We start from the raw sequence: 18,078 nt of genomic DNA on the forward strand, positions 1-18,078 counted from the left end.
CGGCAAATCCTACTCGGTGGTAACGCTGAACAGGTTCTAGTTTTTCGGGCTCCAGACTACTCGCCAGTGAACCGCGCCTTACCTGGGCCGTTCTCGATGAACGATTCCATCCCGATCGTGCGGTCCCTGGTGGCGAACAGCGAGGCGAACAGTTGCCGCTCGACCGCCAAGCCACTGTTCAGGTCGACCTCCAGGCCACGGTCGATGGCGACCTTGGCCGCAGCCAGAGCGCGACCGGCACCCTTCGTGAACTGCGACGCCCACTTGCGCGCCGCCTCGTACACGTCGTCCGGGGCCACGACCTCGTCGATCAACCCGATCGCCAAAGCCTCCTCGGCGTCGACGAACCGACCGGTAAACACCAGATCCTTGGCCTTCGACGGTCCGATCAGCCGGGCCAGACGCTGAGTTCCGCCGCCACCAGGGATGATGCCGAGCAGAATCTCCGGCACGCCGAGTTTGGCGTTGTCACCCGCGATGCGGCGATCGGCTGACAGCGCGATCTCCAGCCCGCCGCCAAGCGCGTAACCGGTGATGGCAGCAACGGTGGGCTTCGGGATCTCGGACACGGCCGCGAGGTCGGACTGAAGGTCGCCGATCACGTCGGTCATCCGGACGAAATCCATCTCGGCCATTTCCTTGACGTCCGCGCCTGCGGCGAAAACCTTCTCGCCGCCATAGACAATGACGGCCTTGACGTCGGAGTTGACGGTCGCCTCGCGCACCGCCCCCCGCAACTCCTGCTGAACCTGACGGTTCAGCGCGTTCATCGGGGGCCGCGCGAGCCGGATCGTACCGATGCCTTCGGATACCTCGAGGGTGACGAACTCAGCCATGAGGGAGAGATTACTTGCCTACATTCGACGCCGTTTCGCGGGCCGACGGCACAGGATCAGTCGCGGAGCGACGGCGCAGGATCAGTCGCGGAGCGACCACGGATGCGGGCCGGCCTCGTAGTAGCCGTCCTGCCCCGGGAACTCGACCCGGATCGGTTCCTCGTCAGTGATCAGCGTCGGAAGAATCACCGGGATCTCCGGTTCCGCGGCTAGGACCTCGGCGACCGAACCGAAGGAGCTGAGCGCGTCGAGTTGGCTCCAAGTCGGCGGCAGCAGAATGCTGCCGCCCCCCTGCCAGTGTGCGAGCGCGGCGGCAGGACTCTGCCACGTCACCGCCTCCGCCTCCGACGTCAAGCCGTCTGCAATTTGACCGTTCGGGGCTGCGGCGACGAAGAAGCGTGTGTCGTAACGGCGCCCCTCACCGATCGGAGTTATCCAGTTGGCCCAGGGCCGCAGGAGATCTGCCCGCAGAACGAGGTTCTCGCGCTCGAGGAAGTCGCTGAACGACAGTTCGCGCTTCTCGAGTCGAACGCGCGCCTGCGCGTATTGCGACGTGTCCTCGACCACCGTGTCCACACTCCGTCCTGCCAGGAGGACACCGCACTCCTCGAACGTCTCGCGCACCGCTGCGCAAACGAGAGCCTTGGCGAGTGCCGGATCGGTGGAGAACCGTTCGGCCCACCACTCGACGGGCGGGCCGGCCCAGCCGACTTCGGCCAGGGCATCCGACGGATCGACCCCACCACCGGGGAACACCGTCATTCCACCAGCGAACGCCATTCCCTGAACACGACGGAGGAGGAACACCTCGATACCGGAAGGCGCTGCGTCGACGGCGACATCACGGATCAGGATGACTGTGGACGCATCCTTCGGCGTCACCTCGGGGTGCGCCCGGGGTGTCCGCTCTTGCTTCGAGACCATATTTCTGGAACCTACGCCACCGGTGACGCCTGTCGCCGCTGGACCCCCGCTGTGATGGGCCCCATGTGTACCGTCAGCCGTGACGAGCCCCCGGAGCGCGGGTCCGGCGAGCAAAGAATCGGCCGTCTACCTTGTCGAGGCTGATCGGCTGGCCGAAAGCTTCGCTCAAGTTTTCAGCCGTGATGACCTGATCCAGCAGGCCCTGTGAGACCACCCGGCCCTCATCGAGGAGTAGCGCGTGGGTAAATCCCGGCGGGATCTCTTCGACGTGGTGCGTGATGAGGACCGTCGCCGGGGCGTCCGGATCGGCGGCGAGGTCGGTGAGACGGGCCACGAGTTCCTCGCGTCCGCCCAGATCGAGGCCGGCGGCGGGTTCGTCGAGCAGCAACAGTTCTGGGTCCGTCATCAGAGCGCGGGCAATGAGCACCCGCTTGCGCTCACCCTCGGAAAGAGTGCCATAGGTGCGCGTGGAGAGATGGTCGGCGCCAAGGCTCTTGAGCATTTCGACGGCGCGGTCGGTGTCCATGGCGTCGTAGCGCTCACGCCAGCGCCCGAGTACGGCATAGCCGGCCGAGACGACGAGATCACTCACCACCTCTTCCGCAGGCACACGATTGGCCAACGCCGAGGAAGACAGTCCGATCCGAGGACGCAGTTCGTTGATGTCGACGCGGCCGAGTCGTTCGCCCAGGATGTGGGCGCGGCCACTCGTGGGATGCAGTTCGGCGGCCGCGATCCGTAGCAACGACGTCTTACCTGCCCCGTTCGGTCCGAGCACGACCCACCGCTCGTCGAGTTCCACCTTCCAGGTAACCGGGCCGACAAGGGTGTTGCCCCCGCGACGGAGGTAAACATCGTCGAATTCGATGAGAAGATCGGGATCAGGTTCATGCACGCATTCATCTTCCCGCACATCTTCCGAGCATTCGCGGCAGGATCGATTAGGTGTCGTCTCGCATCGATTCGCGCCGCGGCGATAGTCCATCGACTCCGCCGAGCCTACGACTGCCCGGATCCCCGTTTCCCCTGGGAGCACAGGTGCACGGCGCGAGTACGCGGTTCGCCGTCCACGCCCCGGACGCGGAATTGGTACAAGTGTGCCTGATTTCGGAGACTGGCGACGAGACCCGAATCGATCTGACACAGCGTACGTACGGCATCTGGCACGGCGTCGTCGAGGGCGTCGGCGATGGGCAGAAGTACGGCTACCGCGCGCACGGGCGGTGGGATCCTTCGCACGGCTTGCGTCTCAATCCCGCCAAGTTGCTCCTCGATCCCTGGGCGAGGCGCATGAATGGCGGACTAGGCGACCACGAAGCCCTGGTCTCACACGACGGCGACCCGTTCGGTGGGCCCTCACATCGTGACAGCCTGGGGCACACACCGCTGTCCCTCGTGACCGCCGACCACACACCGACATCCGGTCCGCGGATCGAAAGGCCCTGGGAGGAAACCGTTGTCTACGAACTCCATGTGGGATCGTTCACCGCGCGCCACCCCGACGTGCAGTCCCGGTACCGCGGCACCTACCTCGGACTCGCCGAGCCCGCCGTGATCGGTCATCTCGTCCGACTCGGAGTGACCGCGGTCGAACTGCTGCCCGTCCATGCACACCTCACCGAGGCCACGGTGCGCTCGCGCGGTATGCGCAACCATTGGGGCTATTCCACTGCTGCGTTCTTCGCTCCGCACCCCGGCTATGCGGTGGAACCGGGTGCAGAGATCACCGAATTTCGCATCATGGTCGACGCACTGCACGCCGCGGGCATCGAGGTGATTCTCGACGTCGTCTACAACCACACCTGTGAGCAGGGTGTCGACGGCATCAGTCTCAGTTGGCGCGGTCTCGATGCCCCTGGCTACTACCTCCTCGACACCGAGGGACGCGACATCGACCTCACCGGTTGCGGGAACACGGTCGACGCGCAATCCCCGATCACCGTCCGGATGATCGGGGACAGTCTGCGCTACTGGGCTCAGAAGATGGGTGTCGACGGCTTCCGGTTCGACCTCGCCTCCGCCCTCGGCCGCCCCGCCGGTGGAAAATTCGATTGCCGCTCTTCAGTGTTCTCCTCAATCACCGCGGATCCTGCTCTCTCCCGCTGCAAGTTGATCGCCGAACCGTGGGACGCCACCCCGGACGGGTACCACGTCGGCGATTTCGGAACTCAGTGGTCGGAGTGGAACGACCAGTACCGCAACACTGTTCGGCGGTTCTGGAATGGCGACACGGGGGTGCGCGACCTTGCCTCTCGACTGACGGGATCGGAGGATCTGTTCGCAGACCGGCGACCGTGGGCCTCCGTCAACTTCGTGACGGCGCACGACGGGTTCACCGCCGCGGACCTCGTGTCGTACACCCGCAAACACAACGAGGACAACGGCGACGACAACCGGGATGGCGCCGATCACAACGACTCGGTCGATCACGGCGTCGAAGGCCCGACCAACGACGTGGAGATCATCGCCGCGCGTTCGCGGCACGTCCGCGCACTGCTCGCCACGCTCGCACTGTCGACCGGTACCCCGATGCTCACCGCAGGCGACGAGTTCGGTCACACCCTCGGCGGAAACAACAACGCCTACTGCGTTCCCGAACACACCCCGAGTGAGGATGCATGGCCGCTCGATTGGGGCACTCGGGACCGAACTCTCACCGCGTTCGTGACCCGCGCCCTCGACCTCCGTCGCGCCTCCCCCGCCCTCCGTCAGCCGGAGTTCTTCGAGGGCAGGCGCACACCCACCGGACATTCTGACCTTGTCTGGTTCGGTGCGGACGGCGAGGAGATGGACGATCGCGGGTGGTACGACGAGTCTGGCCGCACCCTCCAGGCGTGGATCGACGGATCCGACATCCGCTCCCACACCGAGGACGGTTTCGCGCTCACCGACGACAGCCGGCTTCTCGTCTTCCACTCGGGCGGACCCATCGACATCACCCTGGGGTGTCCCGAATGGTTCTACGGATTCTTACTCACCGAGTTCGACTCGACTTCACCCGACGGCGCACCGGCCGCTGGCGGTCCGATCTCGGGAGACTCGACGATCACACTGTCCGGCCCGACGCTGCTCGTCTTCCGCACCGTTGGATAGATGTTGCCGAACCGCATCATCAACTGGATCAGCGGGCCGATCCCGAGAGCGTAGACCACGGTGCCCACCCCCACGGTGCCGCCGAGCAACCATCCGATGGAAAGGACCACGACCTCGATCGACGTCCGAATCACCCTCACCGACAGGCCGGTTCGCGCCACCAGTCCGGTCATGAGGCCGTCCCTCGGCCCCGGGCCCATTCCGGCACCGATGTACAGCACTGTCGCGAAAGCGTTGAGGACGACGCCACCGAGCAACATGGCGATCCTCACGACCAGGGAGTCGACGGGATCGAGGAACGCGAGAGACGTGTCCACCGAGACGCCGATCACCAACACGTTGGCGATCGTGCCGAACCCGGGCTTCTGGCGGATGGGGATCCACAGCAGGAGGACCCCGACGCCGGTCAGCGCGGTTACCGTGCCGAAACTGAGGGGAGTGCGACCTGCGATCCCCTGATGAAACACGTCCCACGGGTCCAGGCCCAACCCGGCCGTGATCATGAGGGCCATGGAGAAGCCGTACAGCCACAGTCCGGCGAAAAGAGCGGTCAAACGTCGAGCAAGCATGACCGTCAGTGTCCTGTGCGGACCTGCCGCACCCCATAGCCAGAACGCAGACACTGGACTGTGGGCAGGCACCTCATCTCATTTTCGAATCAGGCGCCGGAACCAAGCTCAGGGGCAGGCGATCACGGTCATCGATCCGGGAGCCACCTCGGTGAAGCCCGCGTCCCGGACGGCGATCGCCCCACCCCGCGCCACCTCCATCGTCAACGCTTCCCAGGATTCGCCGTCCGCGTCGCGCACGGCGCAACGGTATCCGTCGGCGGCCCACCTACGTGCGCGTTCGGTGCTCATTGCGGCGGCGAGCAGCATCGACGCGTGGCCGACCTGCGCTGCAGCCTTTCCCACCGTCATGTCCAGGGCAGAGTTGGTCCACAGCACCGGCACACCGTCCGGGATCTCACCGGGATCATCGTGGTCGAAATCAGTTCCCCCGACCTGCATTTTCTTCACACGGGGATCTAGTGCGCCGACCGCGCCGGGCACCAGGGCACGGGCCTGCGCACCACCGACGTCGACGGTGATCCCGTCCACCTCCTGCGCGGCCTGCCATTGCGCTCCCCGCGCCCTGCGAGACACCTTGCGCATACGGGAACCGACCCAGGCGAGGTAGTCTTCCCGCCACGGCCCGGGCGCACCCTCCTCGTTCTCTCCCACGCGAGCATCGAGACACAGCGCCACCACCGCGGTGGCGGCAGCCTCGAGAAGCGCACTACGGGGTGGGGGTTCGGCCTTGGGAATGTGCAGCACGATCGGCATGGCGAGGACCTGCGACGGATCGCCCGGGTCAGGCCGGCCCCCGTGTCCGGCCGCAAGGTGAGCGTGACGCGTTTCCCACAGGGCGTCGGCACCGGACTCTTCGGCGAGCCCATCGCGACGCGTTTCCGTCATGACAGCGGAACCCGCCTGACCAGGCCATCCACCGCATCCGCAGCCTCGATTTCATGACGGGTGACACCGAGGATGAACAACACAGCATCGAGGAATGGGTGCGACAGCGCAGTGTCAGCAACCTCCCGCAGCGCAGGCTTCGCGTTGAACGCAATTCCCAGACCGGCGGCATTGAGCATGTCGATGTCGTTGGCTCCGTCGCCGACCGCCACGGTCTGTTCCATCGGCACGCCGACTTGGCTGGCGAAATTGCGCAGCGCCGTAGCCTTCGCGGCCCGGTCGACGATGTCACCGACCACCCGTCCAGTGAGTTTGCCATCCACGATCTCAAGGGTGTTGGCCTGCACGAAGTCGAGTTCGAGTTCGTGGGCCAACCCCTCGATGACCTGCCGGAAACCGCCCGACACCACACCGCACCGAAAGCCGAGCCTGTGCAGAGTGCGGATGGTGGTTCGCGCGCCCGGCATCAGCTCGAGGCCATCTGCCACGTCGTCGATGACGGAGGCGTCGAGACCGGCGAGGGTGGCGACACGCTGGTGCAGCGATTCGGCGAAGTCGATCTCACCCCGCATTGCCGCCTCGGTGACGGCGCGGACCTCGTCCTCCACTCCTGCGCGGGCCGCGAGCATCTCGATGACCTCACCCTGAACCAGGGTGGAGTCGACGTCGAACACTATGAGCCTCTTGGCCCGGCGCGCCAGCCCCCCACGCTCGACGGCAATATCGACGTTCTCGCGAGCGGCCACCGCGGCCAGCACGGTGCGCAGGCTCTTGTCAGCCTCCGCCGTGCCGGGAGCACTTACGAGGAGTTCGAGGCCGGTCACCGGGTAGTCGGCGACACCACGGATGGAGTCGATATTGACTCCCAGCGTCGCCATCTCACGCGCCACCGAGCGCATCGCACGGGCGGATACCGGACTGCCGAGGACAACTACTGCGTGGCTGGACAGCGACTGCCGACCAGGATCTGCACCGATCTCTACGTCCACCGACATCCCAACGGTGGCCATCGCCTCTTCGAGTTCCTCGTGTAGAGCCTCCCCGTCCTCAGGGCAGGCCACCAAGACTCCGAGGGTAAGTCGGCCCCGGATCACGACCTGCTCCACGTCGAGGAGGCTCACCTCGTGGCGGGAGAGCGCCGCGAAGAGCACCGAGGTGACGCCGGGCCGGTCAGGCCCGGTCACGGTCACCAAAACAGTGGTGTCAACTGCACCCACCAAAGAACTCCGATCATGTTGCTCACACGGCTGGTCCGACACCTATTGTGCCAAGTGAAAAGCCCCGCCCAATATTGGGGCGGGGCCTTTCCGAAACATTCTTGGGTCAGCGGCCGGAGTCGGTTCCGCGGTCCTCTTCGTCGCCTGCTGTCAGCGACTCGTTGCGATCCTGTTCAAGCACGGTGCTGGACTGCTTGCCACCGTGACCGGGACCGACGTGCGCCTCCGCCTTCATCCGCTCGACCATGTGCGGGTAGTGCAGTTCGAACGCTGGGCGCTCCGAGCGGATGCGCGGCAGTTCGGTGAAGTTGTGGCGCGGCGGCGGACAACTGGTGGCCCACTCGAGGGAGTTGCCGTACCCCCACGGGTCGTCAACGGTGACGACTTGGCCGTACCGGTAACTCTTGAAGACGTTCCAGATGAACGGCAACGTGGAGGCGCCGAGCACGAACGCGAACACAGTGGAGAACGAGTTCAGGAACGTGAAGCCGTCGGACGGCAGGTAGTCGGCGTACCGGCGCGGCATACCTTCGTTACCCAGCCAGTGCTGAACGAGGAACGTGCCGTGGAACCCGATGAAGGTGGTCCAGAAGTGCCACTTGCCCAGGCGCTCGTCCATCATGCGGCCGGTCATCTTGGGGAACCAGAAATAGATACCCGCATAGGTGGCGAACACGACGGTTCCGAAGACCACGTAGTGGAAGTGAGCAACTACGAAGTAGGTGTCCGTGACGTGGAAGTCGAGTGGCGGGCTCGCGAGGATGACGCCGGACAGACCACCGAAGAGGAACGTGATGAGGAAGCCGACCGAGAACAGCATCGGCGTTTCGAACGTCAACTGCCCTTTCCACATGGTGCCGATCCAGTTGAAGATCTTGACACCTGTCGGCACGGCGATCAGGAACGTCATGAACGAGAAGTACGGCAGCAGCACGGCGCCGGTGGCGTACATGTGGTGAGCCCACACCGCGATCGACAGCGCCGCGATGGCGAGGGTCGCGTAGACCAGGCCGGTATATCCGAACACCGGCTTGCGGCTGAAGACCGGGAAGATCTCCGAGACGATGCCGAAGAACGGCAGGGCGATGATGTACACCTCTGGGTGACCGAAGAACCAGAACAGGTGCTGCCACAGCAGCACGCCGCCGGTGGCCGGGTCGAAGATGTGGGCACCGAGATGCCGGTCGACGAACAGGCCCAGGAGGGCGGCGGTCAGCAGCGGGAACGCCAGCAGAATCATAATGCTGGTGATGAAGATGTTCCAGGTGAAGATCGGCATCCGGAACATCGTCATACCGGGGGCGCGCAGGCAGATGACCGTGGTGATCATGTTGACACCACCGAGGATGGTGCCAAGGCCGGCGACCGCGAGGCCCATGATCCAAAGGTCCGCTCCGACGCCCGGCGAGTGCAGCGCGCTCGTCAGGGGCGTGTACGCGGTCCAGCCGAAGTCCGCCGCGCCACCTGGGGTGATGAATCCGGCGGTCGTGATGATCGCACCGAACAGGTACAGCCAGTAGCTGAACGCGTTGAGCCGCGGGAACGCCACATCAGGGGCGCCGATCTGCAGCGGCAGGATGTAGTTGGCGAATCCGAACACGATCGGCGTCGCGTAGAGCAGCAGCATGATCGTGCCGTGCATGGTAAACAGCTGGTTGTACTGTTCGTTCGACAAGAACTGCATGCCTGGCACGGCGAGCTCGGCGCGCATCAGCAGGGCCATCACGCCGCCGATGAGGAAGAACGCGATCGAGGTCGCCAAGTACAGAATTCCGAGCACCTTGGGATCGGTGGTCGTAATCATTTTGTAGATGAACGAGCCCTTGGGTCCCTGCCGCGGCGGGTAAGGCCTGGCTGCAGCTATCTCGGGGACTGGCTGGGGCGCTACGGCAGTCACTGATCCTCCTGAATGCGCGTCCGGCCCCGACTGCGAGGCGAACGGTCTCTGGCTTGCGCTCATCGAATCGTAGACGGTGCCCAGAGAGACCGCCGACTGGGTCCTACCCTGTGTCGTACTTACCTGAACTCAGAGCGCACTGGAACGTCCATGAACAGTGGTTATCCTGTCCGGGAGTACTGGTTTCCATGACGGTCCGGCGCGTCGGGCGCGATCACCCAGGACACGACCTCCCGTTCACTCACCGTCGACGTTCTGCCGGACGCCGTCGGTGTGGACAAGCTCAGCGGCTAACCTGAACGCGCCCGCACACACAGGAAGCTGCTGAATTGTCCCTCGCCACAGTTTCGACCGCCCGCCGCGCGTTCGCCGGTCTCGTCGCCGCGACTGCCGTGTTCGCTCTCGCCGGCTGTTCGCAGCCATCCGACGACGACGCGAGCACGATCATCCGAACGACCACGAAGATCGCGGGCGCGGGGGTGGTGGGCATAGACCGGGACACCACCACCGCCTGTGCCCCACAGACGCCGGTGGACGCCGCCCTCGCCGGCGGCGGCACGCACCACGTCGCGCACACGGCGGGTGAGAGTGACGTGCCGTCCGACCCCCAGCGCATCGTGGTGCTCGACAGTGCAGCCCTGGATGCTGTGTGCTCGCTCGGACTATGGGAGCGGGTCGTCGGGGCCGCGGTCGGCGACGGGGACACAGCGCAACCCAGCTACCTGGGTACCGGCATCTCGAATATTGCGAGCATCGGTCCGGTCGACCACCCGAACGTCGATCTGGTCGCGCAGGCAAACCCGGATCTGATTCTCGGATCGAGTCCTGCCGCGGACGACCTGTACACCGCGATCAGCGCAGTGGCACCCACTGTCTACGTCGGCTCGGATCCCGTGTTCTGGAAAACACAGTTCCTTCTCGCGGGCGACGCTCTCGGGCGCGCCGACGCTGCCAGGGCCCAACTCGAGCAATATCAGCAGGACGCGGCCCAACTGGGAATCGACATCGACTCGTCCCAGACGCAGGCGTCGGTCGTGCGATTCGACTCCGACGGCCTCTATATCCAGGGTCCCGCAAGCTTCGCCGGACAAGTCCTCGCCGATGCCGGTGTGCGCAGACCGGCGTATCAGGATCTGGACGGGTCTGCCACGGCCGCCCTCCCCGACGACGAACTCGAGCAAGTGGAGGGTGACCTCGTCTACGTCATCTTCGATGACGAAAGCAAGGCTCATGCCGAGGACGTCATGTCCGGGAAAGACTGGGAAAACCTCGGGGCAGCCGAGGACGGCAGGGTCTTCGCCGTCGCAGACGGCATCTGGTCCGGCAACGGGCTCGTCGCAGCGCGCGCGGTTCTCACCGACCTGAGGGACACACTCAACGCGTACGTCGACTAGAACATCTGCTGCTCGAACTCTCGGCACCGTTGCTGAGGCCACGGGTATAGGCCGTAGGCCGATGAAGATCCCCCTTGCTCCCGTTTGTCCGTCCGGCCGACAGTTGTTGTAGCGTGTCTGGGTCAACAGCCAAATCGGGGGGAAGTCTTGTCGGGGGATCTATATCTCGATATCGAGGCGTTCGGTGGGCTGATCAGCACGCTGGACACCGCAGCAACCGAAATGACGGCCGCCAACAACAGGCTGGCCGACGCCGACAGCAGCGATCTGGGCGGCGCAGACCTCGATCGCGCTGCCGCAAACTTCCGTGACCGGTGGAGGTACGGAATCGAACAGATCGCCGACTCGACGGCGAAGATGGTCACCGGACTCGAGGCGACGCGGGACCTCTACGCGCTCCAGGAGCAACTCAACGCGGAGGCGCTCAATTCCGTCAACAACTGCATTCCCGATCCAGGGGCGGCTTCGCCCGGTACTGACGCGGGCCCCGGAACAGACTCCGGTCAGCCCCAGGTATCACGCCCGATTCAGGGCTCCAGCCTGAACCTGGGGTCCGCATGGTGACGCAACCATCTGCGGCCAATCCTCTGTCCGGGTTGGCCAAAGGCCCGATCACCTCTCCCGCGTATCCATGCCTGGGATTCGATCCGGCACCCGGCAACCCCGGCGTGGTCGGGCGTCTGTCGTCCGAACTGGGTGAATTGGCAAGCAAACTCGAGGCCGCGAAGGACTCCCTTCGCGGGACCGGCCATTCCTATGGCATTTGGCGCGGCACGGCTGCCGAGGCATTTCGGAATCAAGTCGGCGAACTCCCCGGCCATCTCGACACTGCGGGAGACGCACTACTCAAGGCGAGCCGAGTGCTCGGTGATTGGAGCGACGACCTTTCTTCGTTCCAAAGGAACGGTCGGGGCCTCGAAGATCTCGCATGTGCGGCGAAGCGGAACCTGGAGAGCGCCCAAGGCGATCCCGGTTTGCTCGAAGCGAACCGGACCTACAGAGATCCGGGGCAGCTCGCCGCGGCCCAGTCTCGTCTCGACTCCGCGATGTACCGGCTTCAACGCGCGCATCGCGAACTCGACGCAATCATCGAGCGGGCCGAATCACTGGCCCGGCTCCACCGCGAACTCGTCGAACTCACCGCCCGCGCCCTCGACGCCGCCAGCCGGGACGCACCAGAAGAGGGAATGCTCGATTTCCTCGACAATGCCCTCAACGCCGTGCTCGACGGCATCGGGGATCTCGCCGCCGACATCTGGAAGTTTATCCAGGACAACGCCGATGCCATCAACGAGATCTCGAACGCGCTGTCCACTATGAGCACAGTTCTCGGGGCTGCGGCGTTCATCACCGCGGGGATTCCATTCGTGTCCGGCCCCCTGGCGACTCTTTCCTTGGGCTTGGGCGCCGCCGCACTCGCCGGTCACGCGCTCGCGAAAGCCGCCGGCGCTGACGTCCCGTGGACCACCCTTGCCCTGGACACCGTGGGGGTCGCACCGGGCGGGGCCAGCAAACTGCTCGACGCTGGGGCCGCGGGTGCAGAAGCTGCAGCTAAGGCCGCCAGGAGCACGGGAGATTGGGCGGATACGTCCACCTTCGCCGCACAAGCCGACAAGTTGGGCAAAGTCGGTGTCAACCTCTCCGGGGCTAGTCAAGTTCCTATCCTGGGCGGTTCTGCAGTGGTGCAGAGGTTGGGCATCGAGGACGGCGTGACGAACATTTTCGAGGATGTCGACGAGTACCTCTTATTCGATGTCCCTCCGCCAGAAGAGGCGGTCGAAACCGTGACGAGACTGATGGTCGAGTCGATGATCTATGTTGTGGGTGACAAGCTGTGAATATCACGCTCAGTCTTCCGCCAGGGTTCGCGCGTATCCCGACTGCTGGCGATCTGGACTCCAGAGTCGAAGCTGCGCAGTCGATCGCCACGCTTGCCGATCGAGGATCAGCCGACCCTGCTACCACAGTCGAGGCGCTACTGGCCACGGGCGACATGCTTCGAAGCAATGGCACGATCCTCGCAGGCCAACTGGCCCTTCCCGAGACCGACGCAAGGGTGTGCGTCACAGTCACCCTTTCCACAAGACCACTCGGCGATGGCGGCCCCGAACTTTACGACCTCGAGTCAAGGGTTGAATCAGCCCGAGCGATCGCCCAGGTTCTCTCCCAGCAGAACCCGCACGCCACAGTCCAGTATCGCGATCTCGGCGGTGGCCCAGCGGTGTTGATACTCCGATGCGGTCGCTTTCGGCTTCCCGCCGACGTGACCGTCACCGGTGAATCCATCGAGATCCCCACCGACACCTTCCAAGCGATCCTGCCCACACCGGATGGGAACAGTCTCCTCGTCTTCGACATGAGCACATCTGCCCGCGAATACTGGCACCACTTTCTGCCGGTCGCGATGAGCATGGTCGATGGCATTCGGGTCGACAGCACACCGAACCCGGCCGAGCCGCTCACACACCGGAACGAGGACCCCCGATGAACAATCGACTCCACCCGCTAGCGAATCTATTCGATGGCCGAGAGATCGTCATCACGTTCGGGGACGAACGTGTCTCCCCTCCGCAATTGGCTGCCATCGCCTACGAACGAGGCTATGTCTTTGCCTGGGGGAAACGACACAGATACAACGGCTCCGACCGAACGTACTACTACTTCCGCCGACTATATCGAGCCAGGCACGAACACGACAGGACAGAAACCCATGCACGATAAGATCGTCCAGCTGACGTGATGCAACCGATTCTGACAGCGCTCGACGGCAACAACCTCACCTTCGTTGGCATACGCCTTGATGAGTGCACGAGTTGCCATGCCCAAGTGACCCAACTCTCTGCCACACAGACCGAAACCACATCGAATCCCTTTGGTGTCGCGGTGCTGGTCGTCGGGATCGTTCTGTTGATCAGTTACTTTCTCGTATCCTCGTTTCGACTCGACCACCGTTTGCTGGCCTGGTGGGGCAAGGCAAGGGCTCCCGATCCAGATATTCAGGAAGCCCAATTCGCCACACTGCTCGACGCTGGGAAGCCGGTCGTCACCGTCGACCCGCGCAAATACACCATCACCGTTGCCCGAATGAACGAAAGCGCCAACAGGTTCGGCTACTACTACATCGGCGAGCGCGGACACGCGTACGGAAGCACGCGTGTGACTTTCCAACAACTCCCAGGCCCGCCTCCGCTTCGGATTCCCAGCGCCTCCGGAGGATGGCGCCGATTCATACACTCCTAGCGCAGGGCTGCACTGCCAAACCTAACCCAATGTCACACCGGTGCAGTTGAACTGAACCGATGTGACATTGGGTCAGACCTCGGACAGAGGCTAGAAGTCCCAGTCCTCGTCTTCGGTGTTGACTGCCTTGCCGATGACGTAGGAACTGCCCGAGCCGGAGAAGAAGTCGTGGTTCTCGTCCGCGTTGGGTGAGAGCGCCGACAGGATCGCCGGGTTGACGTCCGTCTCGTCCTTCGGGAACAGTCCCTCGTAGCCGAGGTTCATCAACGCCTTGTTTGCGTTGTACCGCAGGAACTTCTTGACGTCCTCGGTGAGCCCGACTTCGTCGTAGAGATCCTGGGTGTAGTCGACCTCGTTGTCGTAGAGCTCGAAGAGCAACTCGAACGTGTAGTTCTTGAGCTCATCGCGCTCGGCCTGGGTGAGTTGCTCGAGGCCCTTTTGGTACTTGTAGCCGATGTAGTACCCGTGGACGGCCTCGTCACGGATGATGAGGCGGATCAGGTCTGCGGTGTTGGTGAGCTTCGCCCGCGAAGACCAATACATCGGCAGATAGAAGCCCGAGTAGAACAGGAAGCTCTCGAGCAGGGTGGACGCCACCTTGCGCTTGAGAGGCTCGTCCCCCTGGTAGTAGTCCATGACGATCTCGGCCTTGCGCTGCAGGTTCCGGTTCTCCTCGGACCAGCGGAAGGCGTCGTCGATGTCGCGGGTGGAGCACAGCGTCGAGAAGATGGAGCTGTAGCTCTTGGCGTGCACCGACTCCATGAATGCGATGTTGGTGTACACCGCTTCTTCGTGCGGGGTGATGGCGTCAGGGATGAGGCTGACGGCGCCCACGGTGCCCTGAATGGTATCGAGGAGCGTGAGCCCGGTGAACACCCGCATCGTGAGTTGCTGCTCCTGCGCGGTGAGCGTGCCCCACGACGGAATGTCGTTGGACACCGGCACCTTTTCGGGCAGCCAGAAGTTTCCGACGAGACGATCCCACACCTCGGCATCCTTCTCGTCCTGAACGCGGTTCCAGTTGATCGCGGAAACGCGACTCACCAGCTTGAGCTTGTCACGCATAGCAGCTGTCACTTTCTTCACTCGTCGTTGGTTTTGGCTGCATCCTCGATGCAGTACTGACACGTACCCTTGAAGGCGCCCTTGTTCGTGTGATGGCGTGTGAGAGCATTGCGCTTACTAGAGGGCATCGGCCGCCCCCTTCGGACCGCTGACATCTTTGCGCGCGTCTCTTCGCTTGCTCGTTGCCCGAAGTTAGGGTTCCCTGCGCCCCGCCTCCGTTCGGAAAGTCGCAGACGAGATTCCTCCGATATGACATGACCGAAGCTCGGGTGAGACTCCCGAACTTTCCATGATTCGGATTGACGGATCCACTGTTCGAACCCTTCCGTTCGAGAGACCACTTCGTACGCTGAGCGTCGGAATGCTTGCGCCCGTAGAACGGATTCTCCTCAGCAAATCGGCTGATCCCAACCCGACCTGTGGAACGAACACGGGCGGCCTCTCGCATCTCATCGGTCCATACGACGCCGGTCGGCCCTAGTCCTCCTTGCGACAAGTTGAGCAGCGGCTGACCGTCACGCCGGAGATGTGCAATCCAGCTGATCTCGGCCTCGCCGAGTTTGTCGAGTCCCTCGATCCAATCGAGTTCGTCGACTACGACCTCATTGCGGTCCTGCTTCCGGAGCCAGTCGTAGAACGGAGTCTTGCGGCCTCCGGCGGCAGCCTCTAGGTGCTGACGCAACCGGAAATGCGCAGAATTGGTCGTCAGACCGACATAGCGGTAGTCGAACTCCGACCGCAGCCGAATCCCGTAGATCACACCACCTGTCGCCATCGTCACAGTCACCCCCATCCCAGAAGTGCTAGTCGGGTATCACAGCATGCACGAGACACAGTTCTCCACCTCGGTCCCCTCTAGCGCCATCTGACGCAACCGGATGTAGTACAGCGTCTTGATGCCCTTGCGCCACGCGTAGATCTGCGCCTTGTTGATGTCGCGGGTGGTGGCAGTGTCCTTGAAGAACAACGTCAGAGACAGCCCCTGGTCGACATGCTGGGTGGCGGCAGCGTAGGTGTCGATGATCCTCTCGTACCCGATCTCGTACGCATCCTGGTAGTACTCCAGGTTGTCGTTGGTCAGGTACGGTGCCGGGTAGTAGACGCGACCGATCTTGCCCTCCTTGCGGATCTCGATCTTCGACGCCACCGGATGGATGGAACTGGTGGAGTTGTTGATGTACGAGATCGACCCTGTCGGTGGGACGGCCTGCAGGTTCTGGTTGTAGATGCCGTACTTCTGTACGGACGCCTTCAACTCGCGCCAGTCGTCCTGCGTCGGGATGTGCACACTGGACTCGGCGAACAGCTGCCGCACCCGCTCCGTCTTCGGCTCCCACACCTGATCGGTGTACCTGTCGAAGTACTCGCCGGACGCGTACTTCGACTGAGGAAAGCCCTTGAAGTGCGATCCGCGTTCGATCGCGATCTGGTTCGATGCCCGCACCGCATGGAACACCACGGTGTAGAAGTAGATGTTCGTAAAGTCGATGCCCTCGTCGGAGCCGTAGAAAATCCGCGCGCGGGCCAGGTACCCGTGCAGGTTCATCTGCCCGAGGCCGATGGCGTGAGAGTCGTTGTTGCCTTGCTCGATCGACGGCACAGAGTAGATGTGTGTCTGGTCCGATACGGCGGTGAGCGCGCGGATCGACACCTCGATGGTCTGCGCGAAGTCCGGCGAGTCCATGGCCCTCGCGATGTTCAGCGAACCCAGGTTGCAGGAGATGTCCTTGCCGACCCTGTTGTACGAGAGGTCGTCGTTGAACAGCGACGGCGTGGAGACCTGCAGGATCTCCGAGCACAGGTTCGAGTGGGTGATCTTTCCCTCGATCGGATTGGCCCGGTTCACCGTGTCCTCGAACATGATGTACGGGTAGCCCGACTCGAACTGCAGCTCGGCAATGGTCTGGAAGAACTCGCGCGCCTTGATCTTCGACTTGCGGATCCGCTTGTCGTCGACCATCTCGTAGTACTTTTCGGTGACGTTGACGTCCGCGAACGGGACACCGTAGATGCGCTCGACGTCATACGGCGAGAACAGATACATGTCCTCGTTCTTCCTCGCGAGCTCGAACGTGATGTCCGGGATCACGACGCCCAGGGACAGCGTCTTGATGCGAATCTTCTCGTCGGCGTTCTCGCGCTTGGTGTCGAGGAAGCGGTAGATGTCCGGGTGGTGGGCGTGCAGATACACCGCGCCGGCGCCCTGGCGCGCGCCGAGTTGGTTGGCGTAAGAGAAGGAATCCTCGAGCAGCTTCATGATCGGGATGACACCCGAACTCTGGTTCTCGATCTTCTTGATCGGGGCTCCGTGCTCACGAACATTGGTGAGCAGCAACGCGACTCCGCCGCCGCGCTTGGAGAGCTGCAGGGCGGAGTTGATCGAGCGACCGATGGACTCCATGTTGTCTTCGATGCGCAGCAGGAAGCAGGAGACGGGCTCGCCTCGCTGCTTTTTACCGGAGTTGAGGACCGTGGGCGTGGCCGGCTGGAACCGCCCGGCGATGATCTCGTCGACCAGCTTGACGGCCAGTTCCTCGTCACCCGCAGCGAGGGTCAGCGCGACCATACAGACGCGGTCCTCGAATCGCTCCAGGTAACGCTTGCCGTCGAACGTCTTGAGCGTGTACGAGGTGTAGTACTTGAAGGCGCCGAGGAACGTCGGGAAGCGGAACTTCTTGGAGTAGGCGTGCTCGATCAGCGTCTTCACGAACGCGCGCGAGTACTGGTCGAGAACCTCGGGCTCGTAATAGTTCTCCTCCACGAGGTAGTCGAGTTTCTCGTCCAGGTCGTGGAAGAAGACGGTGTTCTGGTTGACGTGCTGCAGGAAATACTGCCGGACCGCAGCGACATCCTTGTCGAACTGGATCTCCCCGTTCGGGCCGTACAGGTTGAGCATCGCGTTGAGTGCGTGGTAATCGAGACCGTTCGTCGAATCTCCACCGCGCATGTCTCGCT

At 63.4% G+C, this 18,078-nt stretch carries 15 protein-coding genes and 1 pseudogene; 7 read left to right on the forward strand and 9 right to left on the reverse strand.

The genetic code is table 11. The features are described from left to right. Positions 1 to 56 precede the first annotated feature (56 nt). The 3 genes from RM2_RS17810 to RM2_RS17820 form a co-directional block, all read right to left on the reverse strand. On the reverse strand, positions 57 to 836 hold the full coding sequence (locus RM2_RS17810) for an enoyl-CoA hydratase/isomerase family protein (protein ID WP_072690880.1): 780 nt from the start codon (positions 834 to 836) through the stop codon (positions 57 to 59). An 81-nt stretch (positions 837 to 917) separates the two neighbouring features. Continuing rightward, positions 918 to 1,760, reverse strand: coding sequence for an NUDIX hydrolase (locus RM2_RS17815; RefSeq protein WP_072690881.1), 843 nt, complete (start codon positions 1,758 to 1,760; stop codon positions 918 to 920). Between the two features lie 73 nt (positions 1,761 to 1,833). Next, positions 1,834 to 2,655, reverse strand: a complete 822-nt coding sequence (locus RM2_RS17820; protein ID WP_072690917.1) for an ABC transporter ATP-binding protein — start codon at positions 2,653 to 2,655, stop codon at positions 1,834 to 1,836. A 50-nt stretch (positions 2,656 to 2,705) separates the two neighbouring features. On the opposite strand from RM2_RS17820, the pseudogene glgX reads away from it, so the two are divergent. Then, positions 2,706 to 4,706, forward strand: a pseudogene (gene glgX, locus RM2_RS17825) (glycogen debranching protein GlgX); the annotation flags it as partial. Between the two features lie 14 nt (positions 4,707 to 4,720). On the opposite strand, the gene yczE reads toward glgX, so the two are convergent. The 4 genes from yczE to ctaD form a co-directional block, all read right to left on the reverse strand. Then, the gene (yczE, locus tag RM2_RS26085) at positions 4,721 to 5,422 is read right to left on the reverse strand and encodes a membrane protein YczE (RefSeq protein WP_445009102.1); all 702 of its coding nucleotides are present in this window, start codon (positions 5,420 to 5,422) and stop codon (positions 4,721 to 4,723) included. A 108-nt stretch (positions 5,423 to 5,530) separates the two neighbouring features. Beyond that, complete coding sequence (locus tag RM2_RS17835) at positions 5,531 to 6,310, reverse strand: aminoacyl-tRNA hydrolase (protein ID WP_072690883.1); 780 nt, start codon at positions 6,308 to 6,310, stop codon at positions 5,531 to 5,533. Then, a complete protein-coding gene (gene serB, locus RM2_RS17840; RefSeq protein WP_072690884.1) occupies positions 6,307 to 7,527 on the reverse strand; it encodes a phosphoserine phosphatase SerB in 1,221 nt (406 codons plus the stop codon). The genes RM2_RS17835 and serB overlap by 4 nt, the downstream gene beginning before the upstream one ends. 106 nt (positions 7,528 to 7,633) lie before the next feature. Then, entirely contained in the window at positions 7,634 to 9,424 is a 1,791-nt protein-coding gene (gene ctaD / locus RM2_RS17845; protein WP_072690885.1) for an aa3-type cytochrome oxidase subunit I, read from the reverse strand. 329 nt (positions 9,425 to 9,753) lie between these two features. On the opposite strand from ctaD, the gene RM2_RS17850 reads away from it, so the two are divergent. The 5 genes from RM2_RS17850 to RM2_RS17870 all read left to right on the forward strand — a co-directional run bounded on the left by RM2_RS17850 (position 9,754) and on the right by RM2_RS17870 (position 14,058). Then, positions 9,754 to 10,818, forward strand: a complete 1,065-nt coding sequence (locus tag RM2_RS17850; RefSeq protein WP_072690886.1) for an iron-siderophore ABC transporter substrate-binding protein — start codon at positions 9,754 to 9,756, stop codon at positions 10,816 to 10,818. A 147-nt stretch (positions 10,819 to 10,965) separates the two neighbouring features. After that, positions 10,966 to 11,382, forward strand: coding sequence for a hypothetical protein (locus RM2_RS17855; RefSeq protein WP_072690887.1), 417 nt, complete (start codon positions 10,966 to 10,968; stop codon positions 11,380 to 11,382). After that, positions 11,376 to 12,656 (forward strand): putative T7SS-secreted protein, encoded by a 1,281-nt coding sequence (locus tag RM2_RS17860; protein WP_072690888.1) that lies wholly within the window; start codon positions 11,376 to 11,378, stop codon positions 12,654 to 12,656. Before RM2_RS17855 ends, RM2_RS17860 begins: the two co-directional genes overlap by 7 nt. After that, complete coding sequence (locus tag RM2_RS17865) at positions 12,653 to 13,306, forward strand: hypothetical protein (RefSeq protein ID WP_072690889.1); 654 nt, start codon at positions 12,653 to 12,655, stop codon at positions 13,304 to 13,306. The genes RM2_RS17860 and RM2_RS17865 overlap by 4 nt, the downstream gene beginning before the upstream one ends. Before the next feature lie 338 nt (positions 13,307 to 13,644). Further along, the gene (locus RM2_RS17870) at positions 13,645 to 14,058 is read left to right on the forward strand and encodes a hypothetical protein (RefSeq protein WP_139277820.1); all 414 of its coding nucleotides are present in this window, start codon (positions 13,645 to 13,647) and stop codon (positions 14,056 to 14,058) included. A 90-nt stretch (positions 14,059 to 14,148) separates the two neighbouring features. Here RM2_RS17870 and nrdF read toward each other — a convergent pair whose 3' ends face one another. Further along, positions 14,149 to 15,123, reverse strand: a complete 975-nt coding sequence (gene nrdF, locus RM2_RS17875; protein ID WP_072690891.1) for a class 1b ribonucleoside-diphosphate reductase subunit beta — start codon at positions 15,121 to 15,123, stop codon at positions 14,149 to 14,151. 526 nt (positions 15,124 to 15,649) lie between these two features. Between nrdF and RM2_RS25345 the strand changes: the two genes are divergently transcribed. Next, complete coding sequence (locus RM2_RS25345) at positions 15,650 to 15,793, forward strand: hypothetical protein (RefSeq protein ID WP_245814031.1); 144 nt, start codon at positions 15,650 to 15,652, stop codon at positions 15,791 to 15,793. 144 nt (positions 15,794 to 15,937) lie between these two features. Here RM2_RS25345 and nrdE read toward each other — a convergent pair whose 3' ends face one another. Next, complete coding sequence (gene nrdE, locus RM2_RS17885; protein WP_139277823.1) at positions 15,938 to 18,070, reverse strand: class 1b ribonucleoside-diphosphate reductase subunit alpha; 2,133 nt, start codon at positions 18,068 to 18,070, stop codon at positions 15,938 to 15,940. Positions 18,071 to 18,078: the final 8 nt, after the last annotated feature.

It is taken from the genome of Rhodococcus marinonascens NBRC 14363 (assembly GCF_001894885.1).
GTDB lineage: Bacteria > Actinomycetota > Actinomycetes > Mycobacteriales > Mycobacteriaceae > Rhodococcus_F > Rhodococcus_F marinonascens.

Coding starts and splice junctions, on each gene's coding strand:
- RM2_RS17810 (WP_072690880.1), bottom strand. CDS start 836: ATGGCTGAGTTCGTCACCCTCGAGGTATCCGAAGGCATCGGTACGATC.
- RM2_RS17815 (WP_072690881.1), bottom strand. CDS start 1,760: ATGGTCTCGAAGCAAGAGCGGACACCCCGGGCGCACCCCGAGGTGACG.
- yczE (WP_445009102.1), bottom strand. CDS start 5,422: ATGCTTGCTCGACGTTTGACCGCTCTTTTCGCCGGACTGTGGCTGTAC.
- RM2_RS17835 (WP_072690883.1), bottom strand. CDS start 6,310: ATGACGGAAACGCGTCGCGATGGGCTCGCCGAAGAGTCCGGTGCCGAC.
- RM2_RS17860 (WP_072690888.1), top strand. CDS start 11,376: ATGGTGACGCAACCATCTGCGGCCAATCCTCTGTCCGGGTTGGCCAAA.
- nrdF (WP_072690891.1), bottom strand. CDS start 15,123: ATGCGTGACAAGCTCAAGCTGGTGAGTCGCGTTTCCGCGATCAACTGG.
- RM2_RS25345 (WP_245814031.1), top strand. CDS start 15,650: ATGTGCAATCCAGCTGATCTCGGCCTCGCCGAGTTTGTCGAGTCCCTC.
- nrdE (WP_139277823.1), bottom strand. CDS start 18,070: ATGCGCGGTGGAGATTCGACGAACGGTCTCGATTACCACGCACTCAAC.